17 protein-coding genes, 1 pseudogene and 1 riboswitch are annotated in these 20460 nt (G+C 45.8%); all 18 genes and pseudogenes read right to left on the reverse strand.

The features are described from left to right. Positions 1–31: 31 nt before the first annotated feature. Entirely contained in the window at positions 32–1012 is a 981-nt protein-coding gene (locus BN1938_RS19190) for a biotin--[acetyl-CoA-carboxylase] ligase (RefSeq protein WP_050642072.1), read from the reverse strand. 89 nt (positions 1013–1101) lie between these two features. Then, a complete protein-coding gene (gene argF / locus BN1938_RS24310) occupies positions 1102–2094 on the reverse strand; it encodes an ornithine carbamoyltransferase (RefSeq protein ID WP_050642764.1) in 993 nt (330 codons plus the stop codon). Positions 2095–2619: 525 nt separating this feature from the next. Next, positions 2620–3195: pseudogene (locus BN1938_RS24315) on the reverse strand (patatin-like phospholipase family protein); the annotation flags it as partial. 660 nt (positions 3196–3855) lie between these two features. Beyond that, entirely contained in the window at positions 3856–4734 is an 879-nt protein-coding gene (locus BN1938_RS19200) for a MerR family transcriptional regulator (RefSeq protein WP_330581608.1), read from the reverse strand. Between the two features lie 342 nt (positions 4735–5076). Continuing rightward, a complete protein-coding gene (locus tag BN1938_RS19205) occupies positions 5077–5838 on the reverse strand; it encodes a DUF3307 domain-containing protein (RefSeq protein ID WP_050642074.1) in 762 nt (253 codons plus the stop codon). Beyond that, positions 5828–6514, reverse strand: coding sequence for a SatD family protein (locus BN1938_RS19210; RefSeq protein ID WP_050642075.1), 687 nt, complete (start codon positions 6512–6514; stop codon positions 5828–5830). The genes BN1938_RS19205 and BN1938_RS19210 overlap by 11 nt, the downstream gene beginning before the upstream one ends. 311 nt (positions 6515–6825) lie before the next feature. Continuing rightward, complete coding sequence (locus BN1938_RS19215; RefSeq protein WP_050642076.1) at positions 6826–7602, reverse strand: TrmH family RNA methyltransferase; 777 nt, start codon at positions 7600–7602, stop codon at positions 6826–6828. Between the two features lie 36 nt (positions 7603–7638). Beyond that, complete coding sequence (locus tag BN1938_RS19220) at positions 7639–8295, reverse strand: potassium channel family protein (protein WP_050642077.1); 657 nt, start codon at positions 8293–8295, stop codon at positions 7639–7641. Between the two features lie 41 nt (positions 8296–8336). Continuing rightward, on the reverse strand, positions 8337–9716 hold the full coding sequence (locus BN1938_RS19225; protein WP_050642078.1) for a TrkH family potassium uptake protein: 1380 nt from the start codon (positions 9714–9716) through the stop codon (positions 8337–8339). Between the two features lie 263 nt (positions 9717–9979). Then, positions 9980–10672 carry a response regulator transcription factor gene (locus BN1938_RS19230; protein WP_025654428.1) on the reverse strand — a complete coding sequence of 231 codons (693 nt, stop codon included), beginning with the start codon at positions 10670–10672 and terminating at the stop codon, positions 9980–9982. Then, on the reverse strand, positions 10665–11720 hold the full coding sequence (locus tag BN1938_RS19235) for a sensor histidine kinase (protein ID WP_050642079.1): 1056 nt from the start codon (positions 11718–11720) through the stop codon (positions 10665–10667). Before BN1938_RS19235 ends, BN1938_RS19230 begins: the two co-directional genes overlap by 8 nt. A gap of 115 nt (positions 11721–11835) precedes the next feature. After that, positions 11836–13023 (reverse strand): methionine adenosyltransferase, encoded by a 1188-nt coding sequence (gene metK, locus BN1938_RS19240; protein WP_050642080.1) that lies wholly within the window; start codon positions 13021–13023, stop codon positions 11836–11838. 142 nt (positions 13024–13165) lie between these two features. Further along, positions 13166–13263, reverse strand: a riboswitch (SAM riboswitch). Between the two features lie 139 nt (positions 13264–13402). After that, positions 13403–13972, reverse strand: a complete 570-nt coding sequence (locus tag BN1938_RS19245; RefSeq protein ID WP_050642081.1) for a GNAT family N-acetyltransferase — start codon at positions 13970–13972, stop codon at positions 13403–13405. Between the two features lie 89 nt (positions 13973–14061). Further along, positions 14062–15489, reverse strand: coding sequence for a CapA family protein (locus BN1938_RS19250; RefSeq protein ID WP_082203083.1), 1428 nt, complete (start codon positions 15487–15489; stop codon positions 14062–14064). Between the two features lie 565 nt (positions 15490–16054). Continuing rightward, positions 16055–17347, reverse strand: coding sequence for a UDP-N-acetylglucosamine 1-carboxyvinyltransferase (locus BN1938_RS19260; protein WP_025654423.1), 1293 nt, complete (start codon positions 17345–17347; stop codon positions 16055–16057). A gap of 141 nt (positions 17348–17488) precedes the next feature. Continuing rightward, complete coding sequence (locus BN1938_RS19265; RefSeq protein WP_050642083.1) at positions 17489–18007, reverse strand: shikimate kinase; 519 nt, start codon at positions 18005–18007, stop codon at positions 17489–17491. A 213-nt stretch (positions 18008–18220) separates the two neighbouring features. Next, positions 18221–18859: a hypothetical protein gene (locus BN1938_RS24320; protein ID WP_070102558.1), complete on the reverse strand. Its 639-nt coding sequence runs from the start codon at positions 18857–18859 to the stop codon at positions 18221–18223. 364 nt (positions 18860–19223) lie between these two features. After that, a complete protein-coding gene (locus BN1938_RS19275; RefSeq protein ID WP_050642084.1) occupies positions 19224–20369 on the reverse strand; it encodes a PD-(D/E)XK nuclease family transposase in 1146 nt (381 codons plus the stop codon). Positions 20370–20460: the final 91 nt, after the last annotated feature.

The raw sequence follows: 20460 nt of genomic DNA on the forward strand, positions 1-20460 counted from the left end.
TTGCTTACCATTTTCTGAATATTCTCAAAATTTAGATGTATCCGTACACTCCCCGCACGGATACTTCGCCGGCAAAGATTGCCTCTTCTGTTCCGTCTTTACGGCGTACTAATAATTCGCCTTTTTCGTTTATTCCCAGCGCCACTGCGTTATATTCTTCTTTTCCTCCCAGAATCCGCACTTCTTTGCCGCGGTTAACCAGCAGAGCATTGTATTCTTCACGCATGCTTTCCAGATTCTGGTCTTCGATGAATAAGCCGTAGTATTTCTCAAATTCTTTCATCGTAGATGCTATGATTTCGCTTCGCCTTATCACATGTCCTGTTTCCAGGCGGAGGGATGTTGCCTTATCCCGTATTTTCTCCGGAAGATATTCCATGTTCACATTGATTCCCACACCGATTACTACGTGATTAATAAAGTCAATCTCTGTACTCATTTCCGTCAGAATGCCAACCAGTTTCTTCCCATTCAGGATGATATCATTCGGCCATTTAATCTGAACATTCAAACCGGTGCATTCCTCGAGGCTCCTGGCAACGCTCAAAGCCATTACCAAAGTCAGCATAGGCGCTTTCACCGGCGGAATCTCCGGCCGGAGCAAAATTGACATATACACGCTGCTGCCCGCCGGTGACTCCCATCCTCTGCCGCGGCGCCCTCTTCCGGCGCTCTGCTGGCCGGCCGTGACCAGGGTTCCGTGGGGGGCTCCCTCTTCTCCGAGTTGTTTTGCCCGGATGTTGGTGGAATCCGTTGTATTATAATAGTAGACTTTCTGTCCTGCCCACTCGGTGTCGATCATGCTGGCGAGCTCTTCTCTGGAGATAATATCCGGACTCTCCACAATATGATAGCCGCGGTTTCGAACGGCTTCTACCTGATAGCCCTCTTCTTTCAGCTGATTGATTGCCTTCCAGACAGCGGTCCGGGAAACTCCGAGCTTCTCACACAACTGCTGGCCGGACACATAATCATTACTTTCACGCAGCATTTTTAATATTTCTGCTTTCAAAACTTCACCCCGAATTCAAACGGAGGGCATGGGGTCAGACCCCTTTGCAAAGGGGTCTGACCCCTTTACCCTCCGTTTTCTGAATATTCTTAAAATTCTCCCAAAGTCGCAACCATAACTGCCTTGATGGTATGCATTCTATTTTCTGCCTCGTCAAATACTTTGGACTGCACGGACTCGAATACTTCATCCGTAACTTCCATATCTGTGATGCCGAACCTTTCTCCCATTTCTTTTCCGATCTTTGTCTTCAGATCGTGGAATGCCGGCAGGCAGTGCAGAAAGATTGCGCCCTCGCCTGCATTTCCCATAATTTCTTTTGTTACTTTATATGGGGAAAGTTCTTTAATACGCTCTTCCCATACTTCGTCAGGCTCACCCATAGATACCCAGACATCTGTGTAGATTACATCCGCATCTTTTGTCCCTTCCATGGCGTCCTCGGTCAGTGTGATTGTTGCTCCTGACTCTGCCGCATATCCTCTGCAGACTTCAACCAGCTCCTGGCTCGGGAAATATTTTGCCGTGGTGCATGCTACAAAGTGCATCCCCATCTTTGCACATGCGATCATCAGGGAGTTGCCCATATTGTATCTTGCATCTCCCATATATACCAGCTTGATTCCTTTTAATTTACCGAAATGCTCCCGGATCGTTAGTAAGTCTGCCAGCATCTGAGTCGGATGGTACTCATTTGTCAGGCCGTTCCATACAGGGACTCCTGCATATTTTGCCAGTTCCTCCACGATCTCCTGGCCGAAACCGCGGTATTCGATGCCGTCATACATTCTTCCCAGCACTCTTGCGGTATCCTCGATGCTCTCCTTTTTCCCGATCTGCGATCCACTGGGATCCAGGTAAGTGGAACCCATTCCCATGTCGTGCGCCGCCACCTCGAATGCACAGCGCGTTCTGGTGCTTGTCTTCTCAAAAATAAGGGCCACATTCTTTCCTTTATAATAATCCACAGGCACCCCGTTTTTCTTCTTCTCTTTCAGATCTGCCGCAAGGTCAAGCAGATAAGTAATCTCTTCCGGGGTAAAATCCTTCAGCGTCAAAAAGTTTCTTCCTTTTAAATTCATTGTGTTATCCCTCCCTATATTCATAAGTACATGTGTAAATCTCGGCAGATGAATCTTGTCGGCAAGCGCTTCATACCGTTCGGCCGTCAGGTTGTATAATTCATCCGTCGTATAGATCTGATACTTGGGAATACGCATCTGCTTCGCGCTCGCCTCCAGCATCGCCATATACAAAGCCTTTACGGTAAATGTCAGCGGCAGCTTCAGCACGAACGCCATTTCCGCTTTTTCTATCTCCGTGATATCCGCCAGCTGTTCCTCAAACCAGTCGTCCTCATGGGTCTGTACCACATAATAAATAAAACCTTCCAGGCCATAAAGCATTCGCTTTGCATCAAAATAACCGATTTTCAGATTCTGCCGGCTCCGCTTACTCTCAAAATCTATAATACTGCCCAGTCCAACCCGCGGACCAATCTGATACTTCTCAGCCCCTTCGGGCAGCTTCACTCTGGGCTCTCTGCCGGGCCCGTAAATACGGATCTCAATAATATCAGTATATCCCCGTTTGACCAGGGACTTCAGCGGCACATTATTCACCACGCCGCCGTCAATATATCTCTTCCCATGCAGCTTTTCATTCTTAAATCCCAGCAGGTACGCACTTGCGAGCAGAAAATCTTCCAGCATCCCTTCCGGGATATCATCCAGGCTCAGATCCAGTTCTTTAAAATCCGTCAAAGAAAATGTCAGAAGAAAGAATTCTTTCCCGGAACTGCGGATCTTCTCCTCATCAATCACTTCATGAATCAGCTTCCTCAGCGGAGTTACATCCACACCGCCATCCGACAGCCGCTTCCAGATCTCTGCGATCACTTCCGTAAACTTGTTCTCATGGCTGAACAGACGCTCCATCCAGTCATCATCCACATCCATCACCTTGGAAAATGTCATACCGGTCCATATCTTTTCCGCATTCTCGACATCATCCATGCAAATAAGCGCTCCGTTCAAAGCGCCCACCGATGTACCCGCAACCGCATTCACCTTCACGCCTGCCTCTTTCAATGCCTTCCAGGCCCCGATCTGATAGGCCCCTCTGGCTCCTCCTCCGTCAAGTACAATCCCATATTCCTTCGATAAGTCCAGTAATGGTTCCATATGCTCACCTCGATTTATGTTAGTATACTATATCCCAGACCAAAAATGCAACTTTATACAAAAAGAAGGCGGAAAATCTTTGTTGGGGGGACGCTAAAAAACCGGGAAGCCTGTAGCAGGGCGGGGGGGATCTATGCCATTTTAAAAATCCGCTCCGTTTACGTAAGAGGCCCTAATGGAAAAAACGTCAAATCCTGCCCACCATTTTCGATGTTTTTTCCTTAAAGGCCTCTAACGTAAACTCTAGGACTTTTAAAATGGCATAGATCCCCCCGCCCTGCTACAGGCTTCCCGGTTTTTTAGCTGGTGCATCCAATCGGTAGTGAAATCCCTTCTACTTGGTGGGGTTTCGAAACGGGGGGCAGCGTATTGATTCGGTTGGTGATCCGTAAAATCTCCAGTGATTAGCTGTCAGTATTGCAGATAAATTCTGCCTATTTTTTCATAATATGCCTATAAACGTAGGCTATCCCTTTATTTCGCGGCCATACAACACCCCTAGTATAACTCCCAGTAAATAAGCGTACAGTTCGGTGAGGATGATTTTCCGATAGCACAGGCGTAAAATACTCAGCGTAGCCCGCTACGACTCCGTTTTTACACCTGCACTCTCGAAAAATCATCCTCACCGAACTGTACGCTTATTTACTTTGAGTTATACTAGATGCCATCTCTAAAATAGTATTGCAGCGCCTCCCCCATATATCTGGATGCCCCGGCCCCATACCGTTTATCTATCGCTTCTATTAAGGATTCTTTATGGTGGTACCAGTCAATCATCATCTCCCAATAGTGCTCCCCCTGATCTACATCCGGCATGGTCTCCTGCCCCAGTTTTATAATCTCATCTAATATACTCTGCACTTCTTCCGACTTCGGGTCTTTTGTTATATCCTCATATAGTTTTGCATTCAGGGCCTCGTTTTTTTCTATATATCCATTCTTTTTTATCTGCTCCATCTTTTCCATATTCTCAGAAAAGTGCTCCATGCTGTGCTTCATGGCTGCCGTATATTTTGCAACGCTTCCATATTGTTTGATTGCCATTTCCGCAATCTGGACTTCGTCCGCTTTCATTTTACTTATGAATTTATCGAACTCTTCTACGCTTCCCCAATGCCTGACTACTTCTTCTGTATTTTCCTGCTTAAAATCTTCCAGCATTTGTATATATTCACTTAAATCAAATTCTTCAAAACTCATACATGATTCTCCTTTTTCCAGCTTTTCAAGCAGGCTTAAAAGCTTCGTTAGCCTGTCGCGTTTTACTTTCAGCAGTTCTTTCTGCTTTTTAAATGCTTTGAGTTTATCATAATGCGGATCTTCCATGATGGCTTTTATATCCTTCAACGGAAAGTCCAGTTCCTTAAAAAACAAAATCTGCTGCAGGGTTTTCAACGCTTCATCGTCATATAGACGATAGCCTGCATCGGTTACTTTTGTTGGTTTGAATACACCTATTTCGTCATAATACTGCAGTGTCCTTACACTGATGCCAGACAAACTGGCAACCTCTTTTACAGTTCTTATCGTAATCAGCTCCTGTCTTACCGCTGTACAATTACATTATTATTCAGCGTTTTTAGTTAAACTGCATAAACGTCAGTACACGGTATTTATAAGAATATATAGTTTGTTCGTCTGCCGGCTGTGACTGTCTTCTATATTTCTTTTATTTCATAGTACACTATCACGCAGCGTAAGAGTCAATAGTTTTTTCTTTTACCAAATCACCGTTTTTATTCTAAAATAAGTATATCTTGGAGCCCTGTTTCCTTCTCACATTAAAATCCAGACAGAAATCCTATCTCAAAGATCTCCGCCTGGATTCTATTCTGCTTATTTATTAGAGCCGAAAAACATTGCCTTCCGCACCGGCTTTCATGGAATGATAAAAGACGTCATAATAACAGCCAGGGTGCTTAACAACGTTCCTAATAAATAATACTCCGCAAATTCCGGTACTTTCGCAATCTTATCATATCTTGCAATTGACTTAGCTGTTAAAACCAGGCCAATCGCCGCGTATTGTCCTAATGATATGAAAACCAACATAATAAAACGCTCTATAGTTCCAATGAACCTTCCTGCATTATAATTCTCTTTTCTCCCCAAATCCTTATCTTTTGGCCTGTAGACCGATAACATTTTGGATATGGCAATATTTGCAGGCTTGTGTATCATAAGCACTGCCGTAATCCATGAGGCTGTCACGGCCCCAGATATCCCTGCTGTCTCAGCAAAGTCTGCGATACAGCGTAATAAATTTAATCTGCATCCATATATGGTAAAACAGTATGCAATGATAAGCAGGCTGATAATGTGAAGAGCCTGATCTATGAAGAAAATTTTTTGTCCTCTATACACTATTGTTTTTACTTTGTTTTTAGTTTTGAGATTATAGTAAAATTTTGACAAGTCTACTATCATATGTACCATCGCAGCTATCATCCCATATAGTAATACCTCATATGACATTACAAATACTGAAACCAGTATAACGGCTGCCCAATAACAAAGGCCGTGTATAAAAACCCATTTCAAGCTTTTTGTTTTTTTATCTGCCATCGTTTCCGTCTGGAAATAAAAATCTCCAATTACATGGGACAACAATAGTAACATGAAAAATTCTCTAAATATCATCCTGAGTTATTTCCCCCAACACTTTACCTACAGTATCCAGTGCTTCCTTATATGCATAATACCTCCCCTTTGCAAGTATACGCTGTACCGTAGACTGTTGAATCCCCATACGCCGCGCCACATTCACCTGACCGTCCTGATGTCCAAGCATATCTGTTATTACCTCTCTCTGCCTGTCACTCCAGGAATCTTTAATCACTGTCAGCAAAGTAAAGATTGTATTTATCATAATTGTAACTGACTCATTATCACCTTCAATACCAAGACGTATGTCGGCAGAGTCAATCTGTTTCCGCTTTTCGTTTTGCTTCAAATACTCTACCGCTTCCCGAGCCTTATGATACCCGGGACCGTCTGCACCTATTGCCATATCAGCGTTGATATCAGTAATGATTTCTCCCACACCGATTCCATAACGAATTTTCACCGGGTACATCTTGCTTTCTATCTCCGTAATGATCTGCAGGATATTGCTCCCGTTACACAGAAGCCCTTGAAATTCATCGCCTAAAGTTATCATGAAATTTGATGAAATGTCTTCATAATATTTCTGATTCACTTCATTCAATACTTTTTGTAACTTTTCCTGAATCTTTTTTCTGTCATTTAGCTTTTTTGAATCCTTAATATCCCCTATTATTGCTATATACGGCATATAATTAAAGAAAAAGAACATAATACTGCGCCTCCATTCCTTTTCATTATATAGTCTTACGGATGAATAATCAACAATTATGTATCATACAGGCTATAATTGCAGATTATAGCCTATATGATACATAATATCGAAAATAATTGTACGTGAATGCATCAATTACTATAATTCCCTGCCTGTATTAATATAGCATATCCCTCTAAAAGTAAGGCGCTTCTGCACACTGTGCAACGCAGTACCAGTACATCGTAAAATAAGTAACTGACTCATAAGCTGAGATAAATTTTCGAGAGTGCTGCTCCACAAACGCAAGCGCAGTGGGCTGCGCTGTACTAACCCCGGCGCTGCCTGCTCACCTCGAACATCAGCACCGCAGCAGCCACAGCGGCATTGAGCGATTCTGCCTGCCCTTCCATGGGAATTCTCACCCAGGCGTCCGCTTTTTCTGCCACCTCCGGGCGCAGGCCGTTCCCCTCATTTCCAATCAGAAATGCAGTTCCGCCGCAATAATCTTCCTTATCATATGAATTTTTCCCCTCCAGGTGCGCTGCATAGACCCGGATATTTTTATTTTTCAGATAAGCAATCCCCTCCATCATATCATCCATGTACAAAAAGGGCATCCGATATACAGCACCCATCGTAGACCGGATGGTTTTCGGATTATAGATATCCACGCAGTCACGGCTCAGCAGAATCCCCGTCACTCCCGCAGCCTCGGCTGTACGGAATATGGTTCCCAGATTCCCCGGATCCTGCAAGTTATCCAGTACCAGAATGTGCGGATTCTTCTGCCCTGCAATCTCCTCCATCGTATACGACATCTGCCGTACAACTGCCAGTATCCCCTGAGGGCTCTTGGTGTCTGAGACATGCGCAAACACCGAATCCGTAAGCACTTCCGGCTGCGCACCGTATTTCTTTAATTCTTCCTCATGTTTCCCATAATAAGTCTCCGATACATACAACCTGACCAGGCTCTTTCCGGGTGTCTCGCCTACCATACGGGATCCCTCGGCTACAAATACACCCTCCTGATTTCTGGCTCTGCTTTTCTTCTGAAGCTGCAGCAGCTCCTTTACTTTTTGATTGCTTGTGCTTGTTATCATACTGATACACCATTACCTTCTAAAATATATCAACCACTAAAACGTCTTATCCTGAAACTTCGCCAGCACAGAGTTCGCACCGATTACAATAATGATACATTCCGCCGGCAGAGGCTTGTGAGGATCAAAGGTGACATCCACTTCCTCACGCTGCATAACCCCGACCACATTAATTCCATAGCGCTCACGTACCTTCAGTTCTGCAAGGCTCTTTCCTACCCAACGTTCCGGAATCACTGTTTCAGCCATGCTGTATTCTGAAGACAGTTCGATCCAATCCGAAAATGCGGTGGATACCAGGCTCTTGGCTACCCTGCTGCCCATGTCACGCTCCGGATACACAATGGCGTCCGCGCCGATTTTCTCCAGGATCATCCCCTGAAGTTCATCCCTCGCCTTGGCAAGTACATAGGGAATTCCCATCTCCTTACATGCAATGGTGGCCATAATACTGGCCTCCAGACTCTCCGATACCGCAACCACGGCTCCGTCCAGATTCCGGCCGCCCAGTGACAGAAGGGCATCCGGATCCGCCACATCGGCGCGCATGGCGTAGGATACGGAATCCGATATCTCCTGCACTTTCTCATAAGATTTATCTACCACGATTACATCGCTGCCCAGACTTTCCAGCGTGAGCGCCACACTGCGCCCAAAACTTCCCAGGCCAAATACTGCATACTGCTTCTTCATTTTATTTTCTCCTGACTAATCCTTTATTTTTCAGACACGCTCTAACCGAGCATAATTCGTTTTTCCGGCAGATCCCTCAGCTGGGAAGCCGAATTGGCGCGCCCTGCGAATACGAGCGCCAGAGTAATCGGACCGATACGTCCCACATACATCAGAACCATCAGCACCGCCTGGCTTATACGGCTCAGCTCCGGCGTCAGATCCGCCGTCAGTCCGACCGTCGCCATCGCTGATGTCACCTCGTACATGATCCGCATAAAGTCTATCCCCGGCTCCAGCACCGTTATCAGTGTCACCCCTGACAGCCAAAACAAAAATGTCAGCAGAATAATCGCAATCCCAGATCGCACAACGGATGGTTCGATTTTTCTGCCAAAGCATTCCGTATCCCGCTTTCCTTTGAGTACCCCAACGCCGGTGAGCAGCAGCATAGCCACAGTCGTTGTCTTCACACCTCCGGCAGTTCCAGCCGGAGAGCCTCCTACAAACATCAGGATACATGCGAGAAGCTTGGAACCCGATGTCAACCCGGCCTGCGACACGCTGGCAAATCCTGCTGTCCTGGTCGTAACAGACTGAAAACCGGATGCCATCAGCTTCTGCCAAAAATTCAGTCCGCCCATAGTCTCCGGGTTCTTATATTCAAGAACAAAAAATCCCAGAAAGCCGGTAATTAAGAGTACTGCCGTCATAGTCAGCACGATCTTCGTCTGCAGCTTCAGGCGCATGAACAGACGCCTGGGAGGCTGTCTTTGGATAATGACACGCTTCGTATTTGTGTAAATGTCGTGCCATACCGGGAATCCCAGACCGCCGAGCACAATGAGAAATATGGTGGTAAGACTGACAATCGGAGATTTTACATATCCCATATAACTGCTGTTTCCCAGTATATCGATCCCTGCATTGCAGAATGCCGACACCGCATGGAAGACAGAATAGCATATCCCCTCCACCAGTCCGTATTCGGGAATAAACCGAATCGAATAGAGAAGCGCTCCGATTCCTTCCACCACAAATGTTCCGCGTAGAATACGGATCACGAACTGCACCATTCCGGTCAGCGTATCCAGACTATAAGTCTGCTGGATGACCACACGCTCCTTCATTGTTATCTTCTTTTTTATAATCAGAAAGAAAGCAACCATACATGCGATCACGCCCAGCCCGCCGATCTGAATCAACACCAGCAGAATTCCCTTTCCGATCACGGTAAACTGTACCGCAGGCGTAATTGTAACAAGCCCGGTCACACAGACAGCCGAAACAGCGGTAAACAATGCATCCGCAAAAGCAATCGGTTCCTGATTGCTGACAGGAAGCCATAAAAGCACAGCTCCCAGCAAAATAACACCCAGAAACCCCACTGCAATTTTCTGCATGGTATTCAGGCTCATTTTTCTTAAACTTTTATTCTTCATTTCCTAACACCTTGAATTATATTCCGGATAAACCGGTATGTCTTTTGGAGTATGCCTGGCAGTGACTTTAAAGACGATAAAATATCCATATCATTTATGATTATAGAGACTATTATAAGCAGCCGCTTTGGTTATCATTCTAACACAAGCTTCCGAAAAAGGACAGTCTCGAAATCATTCGGAACTGTCCCTTATCAGGTTATTCAGTATTTCTTTTGTATTATACAGTTAGTTGCAGCCCGCTCAGATCCTCACTTATCCTGTTAAACTTTAAACCGGTACCCCACACCCCATATAGTCTCAATATACTGGGGATGAGAGGTATCATATTCGATCTTCTCACGGATTTTCTTGATATGCACCGTAACAGTAGCAATATCCCCGATGGACTCCATATCCCAGATCTCCTGGAAAAGTTCCTCCTTTGTGTATACATGGTTTGGATGCCCTGCGAGGAAGGTCAAAAGATCAAATTCCTTCGTGGTAAAGGATCTTTCCTCCCCATTCACCCATACCCGTCTTGCCGTTGTATCAATCTTAAGCCCTCGGATTTCGATGATTTCATTCTCTTCCACATTGCTCCCGATCAATCTCTCATAACGTGCCAAATGTGCCTTTACACGCGCTACAAGCTCACTCGGGCTGAAAGGTTTTGTCATATAATCGTCTGCGCCCAGTCCCAGTCCTCTGATTTTGTCAATGTCATCCTTTTTCGCCGATACCATAATGATCGGCGTATTCTTCTGGTCGCGCACCTGTCGGCAGATTTCAAATCCATCCACGCCCGGCAGCATCAGATCCAGGATAATCAGATCATAATCCTCTTCCAGAGCTTTTCTGCGCCCGATCTCTCCATCATTTGCAACGGCCACCTCGAAGTCGCTGAGTTCCAGGTAGTCCTTCTCAAGGTCAGCGATGCTTTCCTCGTCCTCGATAATCAAAATTTTCTTACTCATCCAACGGTACCTCCTGATATTTTCTGATTACAAAATACATTGTTGTTCCAACCCCATCCTCGCTGGTCGCCCAAATCTTGCCGCCGTGCTCTTCCACGATCTTCTGTACGATAGAAAGCCCGATACCGCTTCCTCCCTTAGAAGAATTGCGTGAAGCATCCGTCCGGTAAAACCGGTCGAATATATACGGCAGATCTTTCGCGGCGATTCCCTTTCCATTATCCCCAAGTTCCACTTGGATAAAATCACCCACATCCTTTAAACTCATAGTAATCTTCCCTTTTGGTTTATCCATATATTTCAGGGAATTAGTAACAATATTATTAATAACACGCCTGAGCTGTTCCGGATCCACAATCACTTTCGAATCCGTCTCCACATAATTGCAATATGTGAATCCCACACCCTTTGCCTCCAGTTCAAGAGACAAATCCTCCGCACAGTCGCCAAAATACTGCTTGGCCGATATCGTTGTAAAATTATAAGGTATACGATTAGTATCAATCTTTGAGTACAGCGTCAGCTCATTAATTAGCAGATCCATCTCATTAGCCTTATTGTATATTGTTTTAATGTATCTGTCCATCTTTTCCGGCGTATCCGCCACACCATCCATAATCCCCTCGACATAGCCCTTAATCGCCGTAATAGGGGTCTTCAGGTCATGCGAGATATTACTGATCAGTTCCTTATTCTCTCTATCATATGCAATCTTATCCTCCGCATTCGCTTTCAGGCGCAGACGCATCTCCTCAAAATCCCGGCACAACTGCCCGATCTCATCATCCGTTTCACTTTTAATCTCAAAATCAAGATTCCCCTCTTTAATATTCCTCGCCGCCCGCTGCAGCTTCGCCAGCGGAACAGACACCGTCCTGTAAATCCAGTAAATCAACAGCGCAGCCGTCATAAAGACAACCAGCAGATAAAGCTGCTGATACTCCCCAATCTCCCTGGGCGCAAACGTATGCACTGCAACCGTAGTAAAAAGCGTTGACAGAATCATCAATGTCATAAATGCAATAACCAGTTTCGTTTTAAGCTTCATGATTTCCTCAAAGGGGTCTGACCCCTTTGCCCTCCGTTTTCTGAATTTTCTGAAAAAAGCAGGCTCCCGAAGGCGCCTGCTTTATCTTTTATTTTACGCACCTAATACTGTTATATTACAGATATTTTTTCAATGCGTCAACTTTATCTAACTTTTCCCATGGTAAATTTAAATCATTGCGTCCAAAATGACCGTATGCCGCGGTCTGTTTGTAGATCGGCCTGCGCAGATCCAGCATCTTGATGATGCCTGCCGGACGCAGATCGAAGTTCTCGCGGATAATCTCTACCAGCTTATCTTCGCTTACTACACCTGTACCGAATGTGTCAACCATAATGGATGTTGGCTGTGCCACTCCGATTGCGTAGGACAGCTGAATCTCACATCTCTTTGCAAGGCCGGCTGCTACGATATTCTTTGCCGCATAGCGTGCTGCATATGCTGCGGAGCGGTCTACTTTCGTGCAGTCCTTTCCGGAAAATGCACCGCCGCCGTGGCGTGCCATTCCGCCGTATGTATCCACGATGATCTTACGTCCTGTAACACCGCTGTCACCGTGAGGCCCGCCAATGACAAAGCGCCCCGTTGGATTGATGAAGAACTTGGTATTCTCGTCTACCATGTCTGCCGGAATAATCTCGTCAAATACATACTTTTTGATATCTTCATGAATCTGCTCCTGTGTCACATCCGGGTCATGCTGTGTGGAAAGAACGACTGCCTCCAGTCTCTTCGGCGTATTGTTTTCATCGTATTCCACTGTTACCTGTGTCTTTCCATCCGGACGAAGGTAGGTGAGAACTCCGTCTTTTCTGATCTTAGTGAGCTGTAATGCCAGTTTATGTGCCATCGCGATTGGATAAGGCATATATTCTTCTGTCTCATCTGACGCATATCCGAACATCATTCCCTGGTCGCCTGCGCCGATTGCCTCGATCTCATCGTCTGACATCTTATTCTCTTTTGCTTCCAGCGCTTTATCCACTCCAAGTGCAATATCCACAGACTGTTCGTCAATTGCCGTGAGCACGCCGCAGGTATCTGCGTCAAAACCAAGTTTATCCTTCGTATAGCCGATCTCTCGCACCGTCTCACGCACGATTTTCTGAATATCCACATATGCTTTTGTGGTGATCTCTCCCATAACCAAAACAAGTCCTGTAGTTGTACAGGTCTCACATGCCACACGGCTCATTGGGTCCTGTTCCAGCAGGGCGTCCAGAACTGCATCTGAGATCTGATCGCACATCTTATCCGGATGTCCTTCTGTTACTGATTCTGATGTGAATAATAATTTTTCCATACTCTTTCTCCTCCTTAAATTGTCAGGACTGCTCTTTTTAGCAATCCGAATCAGCACTTTCTCTCCGGAGTCGTTTTCTTTACATTGAATATAAAGAAAACAGCCCACAAGAAGCGGACTGTTTATATCATATAAATCAATCCTCTTATTGTTCGATTACTCGCTCAGGTTGGCACCTTCCTTTTTTGGGGTTGCCGCGGCTTCACAGATCCTTTGTATCTCCACCGCTCTGAATAAGAGAAAGCTTGCTTTATTAAATTGTTTACTATACTTCAAACCTTACACCGTATTGCGCGAAATGTCAATATATTTTCCACTATTTATAGATTTTTTATGAGTGAGGGAGTGAGAAGCCCATGTAGGCTTGCCCACTTTGTTCTCAAATCAAAATTCTATCTGTATCCACTTCTCCCACAGGTAATATGGGCACCGGCTGCGTTGGATGCTCACCCAGCATCTTTTCCATCCAGATCATATCGTACCATGTATCAAATTTATAACCGCATTTATGAAAATGCGCGTTTGTTTTATAACCCATTTTCTCATGAAATGCGATGCTCTCCGGATGCGGGTAGGCAATGCATGCATTTAGATTCAAAATATGCTGCTCTTTTAAAATAGCCTCCAGCTTTCCGTATAACAGCCTTCCAATCCCCTGTCCTTTATATATCGGCCTGATATAAATGGTAGTCTCAACCGCCCAGTCATATGCTGCCCTGTCCTTAAATGGTGATACATAGCTGTATCCTGCAATTCGTTCACCATCCACAGCTGCAAGCCAGGGATATCTCTCCAGCGTCCTCTTAATCCGCCCGGAAAATTCCTCCAGCGCGGGCGGCTCATATTCAAATGTAATGGCCGTTTCCTTCACATATGGTTCATAAATGTCCAGCATTTCCTGTGCATCTCTGGTATCCGCCATGCGCACAATGATTTTCTGTTCCTCCATCCTTCCGCCTCTTCTTCAATACCTGCAGCAGACTTCGCCTTCTGCAGATCTTTTCATTCTCTGCACTGCGTGCAGACCGTTTCACATCCTTATTTCTTCTCTGTAACCACACCGTTTTCATCAATTCCCGCGTTGGGCGATAACCCTTCCAGAAAATCATAAAATGCGGTCTGCTCCTGCTGATCGCTGATATACTGTGTCGTAAATCCGGTCTGCAGACATGGCACAAAGGACATTTGCTTCAGCCCTTCTGGTGTAAGATCCAGTTTCAGAAGCCCCGTGTACTTTGTCTCATCATTAAACCAAAAATCTCCCATGCTGTAAACCACCGGTCTGCCGTCTATGTATTCAATTCCCTGAAGTACATGAGGATGCCCGCCAACCACAATGTCAGCGCCCGCCTGCAGGAATTCCGCTCCCATATTGTGCTGATTTTCTTCATATGTATTGGTATCTTCCGGCCCCCAGTGTATGTAAGCAATCAGATAATCACACTGCCCTGCGGCATCCGAAATCACCTGCTTATATTCTGCAGGATCATAGGCCTCCAACACCCCCGGGGAGTCCGTCTCTGCCTTAGGGGTATAAAATACGATCTCCGCATTGGTAGCCGCCACAAAACCGATCTTCATGCCGTTTACGACAAAATATACCGGCCGTCTTGCCTCCTCACTGTTCCTGCCGCCGCCCACATAAGGAATCTCCGCCTGATCCAGAAGATCCATCGTATCCATCATGGCATCCCTTCCATAATCATAAACGTGATTATTGGCCAGTGAAACCAGATCCGTTCCCATTTCCTTCAAAAGTCCCATCCGTTCCGGCTTCGCACGAAATGTATAAAGCTTCCCTTCCAGCGGCTCACCTCTGTCACTGATACAATACTCGTGGTTCAGATAGAAAATATCCGCGTCATTAGACATCTGCAAGATCTCAGGCGAAATACACTGTGACAGGTCATTCACCGTATCATAATGATCCAAAACAAATCCATCCTCAGCAAAACACAAATCCCCGGCAATCACCACCTCCGCCTGGTCCGTCTTCCCATCCTGCAGAAAAATCCCCTGTTCTTTGGCAGTTTGCGCATCATCGAGTTTCCCGTCATACCGGTCGCGAAGAACATGCATTGTCTCCCCCAAAGCCTCATAAATTCCTTGCCCAGAAATCTGTCCTTTCCGAACGCGCTTCAAGATCGCCTCCCGTTTCCCGGAATAAGTATCCATAACCCAGGCCCCAAAAGACTTCCTGCCGGCGGCCTGCTTCTCTGCCGAAACAGGAACCGTCTCCTCACTATCACCAAAAGTCTCAACAAAACAAGCCTGAACCGCCTTCACGCCCCGCTCAAGCTCTTGGGCCGCCAAACGCCGCCGATGCCCCATGACCCCCAGACTCACCGCCAGAACAATCACAACAACAACACACCCGCCAAAAACCGCCACTCTGCGCCGAACCTCCCGCTTCCGTTTCTCCAGCCTCTGTCTGCGCAATTCCGTATCATACCTGTCACTGCCCATAACTCAAATCCTCTTTCCGTAAATTCCAACTCCGCCCGCCGGCCCCAACCGACCTGCCGAATCCTTCTTCATCCAGTAGCCGCCCTCTGCAAAAACACCTGTACTAGAGCGTGTCTGAAAATTCATTGCCGCAATTTTCAGATACGCTCTAAAGCCTCAAGAAAACAATCCCACACTCATGCAAAAAAGTCAAGCCCCAACTCCGTCCAAACACAGCCACCCCAATCCGCCTCTCCCGCCCCAAAAGCCTTCCGGGTGCAAAACGTCCCGCCTTGAAAAGCCCAGCCCCGGCTGTAGGGAATCGTGTGCTTTCCGCGTGCGTAAATAGGAATATTAGATTTACTTATATGAAAATACGGAAAAATGCAGGTCAAAACTATGATTCCGAATCATAGTTTTGCGCCGGCCTGACGCGTGAAATCCATCAGGATTTCACGTGGCATGCCGGCGTTGCCTGCATTTTCCCGTATTTTCATATTAGTAAATCTTATATCCCTATTCCCGCACGCGGAAAGCACATGATTCCCTACAGCCGGGGCGAACCCTTCTCCAAGCCCCTCGTTTCTCACCCAACTTTAAACTTGAACTTCTGTATCTCTTTTTCGCTGGATACTTTTTCAATCATCCCGCCCAGCCCGCGGAGTTTTTCTTCAAATCTCTCATAGCCTCTCTGGATATAGACAATATCATCAATGATCGTAATCCCGTCTGTTGCCAGGCCCGCAATGCAAAGAGCTGCCCCTGCCCGCAGATCCGGAGCGCTCACCCGTGCACCGGAAAGCTTCTCCACACCTTCAATCGTCGCTGAATTACCTTCTACCTTAATCACCGCGCCCATTCTGGCAAGTTCATCCAGATATTTAAAACGATTCTCGAAAATACTTTCTGTAATTGTGCTTGTTCCTTTTGCCAGAGCCAGTGTCACGCCGATCTGAGGCTGCATGTCTGTCGGATAGCCTGGATAAGGCAGTGTCTTAACCTGTGTAGACGACAGTCTCCTTTTTGCTACAACACGCACTGCGTCGTCAAACTCTTCTATTTCGCAGCCAATATCAACCAGTTTGGAAATCGTCGCATCCAAATGTTTCGGAATTACATTCAAAACCGTAACATCACCCAAAGTTGCTGCTGCCGCGAACATAAATGTCCCTGCCTCAATCTGGTCCGGGATGATGGAGTATTCCGTCTTGTGAAGAGACTTCACACCACGGATCTTAATCACATCCGTTCCCGCTCCCTTGATATTGGCTCCCATACTGTTCAGGAAGTTTGCAACATCAACAACATGCGGCTCCTTGGCAACATTCTCCATAATCGTCAGGCCGTCAGCCATGGCTGCAGCCATCATTACATTGATGGTAGCCCCTACGGTTACAACATCAAAATAAAGATGGGTTCCTCTGAGAACCTCTGCTTCTGCCACAATCTTACCGTGTTCAATATCCACGTCAGCACCCAGAGCACGGAATCCCTTCAAATGCTGGTCTATCGGACGGCTGCCGATATTGCACCCGCCCGGAAGCGCTACTTCTGCTTTTCTGTATTTCCCAAGCAGAGCACCTAGCAGATAGTAGGACGCTCTGATTTTCTTTATATAATCATATTCGATATTAAAGTCGCCGATTGTGCTTCCGTTAATCTTTACTGTGTGCGGATCCACTCTCTGCACCGTAGCGCCGATTCCCGCTATGGCCTCCAGCATCACATTAATATCATTTACATCTGGCAGATTGTCAATCAGGACAGTCTCGTCCGTCATAATCGCCGCTGCCAGAATAGCAAGTGCCGCATTCTTGGCTCCGCCTATCTCAACTTCCCCTACAAGCGGACTGCCGCCTTTAATAATATATTGCTCCATATTGCACCTCGATTATCCGATATTGTTATCGTGATCCCTTATCATTATTCCCCTGTTACTTCTTCAAGTCCAATTTTCAATATGCTAAGACATTATACCATAAAATGAAAATTTGTAAAATCATTTTTTCCCGTACTTCCGTCAATCCACTTGTCTTCCAGGATCTTCCACAGCGTTCAGTACGTTCTCTATGGTCTGTTCAATCCGGCATCCATCTTCGGAAATGGTAATATCCGCATACATTTCAAACAGCTTCGTCCGCTCATTATACAGGTCACGGAATGTCTGCCCTTCCTTCAGGACAACTCCGCGCTTTTTGGGACTTCGAATCCTTCTTTTTATTGTTTGATAAGAAGCCTTCAAATATACGACCGTTCCGATTTCTTTAAAATGCCTCATCGCCTCTTCACAGTAGATCACACTGCCACCCGGCGATATCACAGCATTTTTCACATCCAGATCACGGTTGACCTGATTTTCAATTTTCAGGAATCCCTCTTCTCCAACATCTGCAATAATCTCGCGCAGGAGCCTATCCTCTTGCTCTTGAATCAGCAGATCTGTATCAACAAACTTCATGCCCAGCCTTTTCGCCACAACAACACCGACTGTGCTCTTTCCGACTGCCGGCATGCCAATAAAAATAAGATTTTTTTTCATGAGTATATCCACCTTGATTTATCCTGACTATCCATGATTCTGCAGCCTCACTGCAGATCCGCCCGCAGGGCATAGTTTACGGGATGCCCTTTGGACAGTAATACATCTTGCGGCATTATATCATGAATCAAGATTCATGACCGCCATTCGCCGTTCGGAAAATGTGCAGGCACGCTTTCCTCACTAGCGTTCATTATATCATATTTTTTTTAATTAGTAAAATTTGCGCCTGCATCGCCGGTTATCGCACCTGCGTTTATACAATTCCTGATACAACATTACTTCCACCATATCGCGCAGCCAGTTCTGCCCTCCAGGCCCCTGAGGCGGACGGTTCTGCGGAGGACGGCCCGGTCTTGGCGGGCGGTTATCCTGCGGAGGACGCCCTGGTCTCGGCGGGTGGTTATCCTGCGGCGGACGCCCTGGTCTCGGCGGGCGGTTATCCTGGGGTGGGCGCCCCGGTCTTGGCGGACGGTCATTCTGCGGCGGGCGTCCCGGAAGGTGTATCGCCTGCTCTTCCATGAGATCTTCCGAAAACAGCTCCTCTTCCATCATCTCTTCCGGAAAAACGTCCTCGTATCCTTCCCCATAAAACATCTTTTCATGTTTACGTACATTATCATAGATCCGGCTGCACATCATACGCAGCTGCAGTTTATCCGGATATTCGTCATACATCATGCTGCAATCGTACTCCATTCTGTCACACTCATCTTCTACATACGGAAGGATTTTTTTAGCCATTGACGGATAGAGACTTTTCATATATTCAAAGTCTCTCCGCTCAATTTTCTCATCATCATACGCAAGCGGCATAGGGTATGCCATGTAATAAGGCAGTTTTGGATTCATAGTACACACTTCCATTTCAAGACATTATATGGTTAGTATATGCTATTAGCAGAAAATCGTTAATTCATGGGAGTATTCTCTTTTAAATTTGCATCCTTTATAATTTCTGACAATGCAATCACCTCACATATTAAGTCCATACAACTAGTACAAGAAAATCTAAATACCTTGCTGGTTCGGTGAGAATGACTTTTCGAGAGTGCAGACGCAAAAACGTAGGCGTAGTGGGGCTACGCTGAGGCTTTTGCGCCTGTGCTATCGGAAAATCAGGCCAGCAAAACAGCAAGGTATTTAGATTGTCTTATACTAGTAAAAGAGACCTGCGTCCGGTCTCTTTTACTAGTCCTGTTATATACTTTACAGATCATTTACCATCCCGCTGCAAATCTGCCACCAAACGCTTTAATGCTTCAACCTCTTTCTCTGCTTCTGCCGCTCTTTTTTCTGCCTGCGTCTTTTCCCTTTTGGCCTGTTCTTTTTCCCTGGCAGCCTCTTCTTTTTCCCTGGCAGCTTCTTCTTTTTCCCTGGCAGCTTCTTCTTTTTCCCTGGCAGCCTCTTCTACTTCTTTTTTAATCTCCTCCAGCTCTTTCCTTGCTTTCTCGGCCTCTTTTTTCATGGCATCCAGCTGTTCCTGCTGTTCTTCAATCATATACTGCACTGTGTTTCTGTCAAGCTCAAGAAGTTCTTCTGAAAACATATCCATCACCCCTTCGATATTGCGGCACATCTCATACACTTCTTCGTATATTTCTTTAAATGCCGGATATTTCTCTATGAGTTCTAAAATCCGATCCGGGCTGTCCTCGCTAAAAAATGTAAGCCAGGCATCCAGTTCGTTATCTATAGTTTTATTGTGATTGTTTTCTTTATAAATGTCAAGTGGAATCAAAACATACTCCTGCAGCATATTCAGCTCCAGGCCGGTATTAAATACTTGTTTGGAATAATGGATATACTTATCCACTGTATGAAATTCAGATGTGCTTTTTTCGAAAAATACGATGGTATAGACCGTTTTTATATCTTGATAAGTAAACTTTTTATTCCTTCGACTCTTCACTCTTTTGTACTGCCGGAGCAGTGAATCCGCGGAATAACATGCGCAGCGTTGTCCAGGGAATGCATACCCTATCTTTTGTATTTCTACGTTGGCCAGGCTTCCGTCATCCAGTTCCACTATGATATCAGTAATTAACAGTGTGTTTTCATCTGCTATTCTAACAGAATCATTTGGAAGTATCTGCCGTATTATCACTTTTCGTTTCAACAGCAGGGTCAACAGAGATTCCAGCCTGTCCGGGTGCACTTCAGGACTCATTATCTCTTTGAAAAAGGAATCATAAACCATTTTAATTCCTCTCGCGCCGGTACAAAAATCTAAAAATTCTTCCTTCTTTTCCTGGCTCCAGAGTTCAAACTGTCTCAGGCAGCCCGGATGCATGCAAATATCTTTTAACACCTCCTTTCGTGTCCTGATTTGTGGAAAATACTCTTGTAGTCCTTTGTGCATAGGCACTCTCCCTTCTTTTGTTTTTGAATCATTCACGGAAACTGTTTCGAATCTGAAACGCCGAAATGAGAAGTCTTGCGGCTGTGAAATG

It is taken from the genome of Eubacterium sp. SB2, assembly GCF_001244405.1.
Classification (GTDB): domain Bacteria; phylum Bacillota; class Clostridia; order Lachnospirales; family Lachnospiraceae; genus Faecalicatena; species Faecalicatena contortus_B.

Excerpts from the sequence above, each read along its gene's own strand:
- BN1938_RS19250 (WP_082203083.1), bottom strand. The coding sequence starts at position 15,489 with ATGGGCAGTGACAGGTATGATACGGAATTGCGCAGACAGAGGCTGGAG.
- BN1938_RS24320 (WP_070102558.1), bottom strand. The coding sequence starts at position 18,859 with ATGAATCCAAAACTGCCTTATTACATGGCATACCCTATGCCGCTTGCG.
- BN1938_RS19205 (WP_050642074.1), bottom strand. The coding sequence starts at position 5,838 with ATGATATTTAGAGAATTTTTCATGTTACTATTGTTGTCCCATGTAATT.
- BN1938_RS19245 (WP_050642081.1), bottom strand. The coding sequence starts at position 13,972 with ATGGAGGAACAGAAAATCATTGTGCGCATGGCGGATACCAGAGATGCA.
- BN1938_RS19220 (WP_050642077.1), bottom strand. The coding sequence starts at position 8,295 with ATGAAGAAGCAGTATGCAGTATTTGGCCTGGGAAGTTTTGGGCGCAGT.
- BN1938_RS19265 (WP_050642083.1), bottom strand. The coding sequence starts at position 18,007 with ATGAAAAAAAATCTTATTTTTATTGGCATGCCGGCAGTCGGAAAGAGC.
- BN1938_RS19230 (WP_025654428.1), bottom strand. The coding sequence starts at position 10,672 with ATGAGTAAGAAAATTTTGATTATCGAGGACGAGGAAAGCATCGCTGAC.
- BN1938_RS19275 (WP_050642084.1), bottom strand. The coding sequence starts at position 20,369 with ATGCACAAAGGACTACAAGAGTATTTTCCACAAATCAGGACACGAAAG.
- argF (WP_050642764.1), bottom strand. The coding sequence starts at position 2,094 with ATGAATTTAAAAGGAAGAAACTTTTTGACGCTGAAGGATTTTACCCCG.
- BN1938_RS19210 (WP_050642075.1), bottom strand. The coding sequence starts at position 6,514 with ATGTTCTTTTTCTTTAATTATATGCCGTATATAGCAATAATAGGGGAT.
- metK (WP_050642080.1), bottom strand. The coding sequence starts at position 13,023 with ATGGAAAAATTATTATTCACATCAGAATCAGTAACAGAAGGACATCCG.
- BN1938_RS19235 (WP_050642079.1), bottom strand. The coding sequence starts at position 11,720 with ATGAAGCTTAAAACGAAACTGGTTATTGCATTTATGACATTGATGATT.
- BN1938_RS19215 (WP_050642076.1), bottom strand. The coding sequence starts at position 7,602 with ATGATAACAAGCACAAGCAATCAAAAAGTAAAGGAGCTGCTGCAGCTT.
- BN1938_RS19225 (WP_050642078.1), bottom strand. The coding sequence starts at position 9,716 with ATGAAGAATAAAAGTTTAAGAAAAATGAGCCTGAATACCATGCAGAAA.
- BN1938_RS19260 (WP_025654423.1), bottom strand. The coding sequence starts at position 17,347 with ATGGAGCAATATATTATTAAAGGCGGCAGTCCGCTTGTAGGGGAAGTT.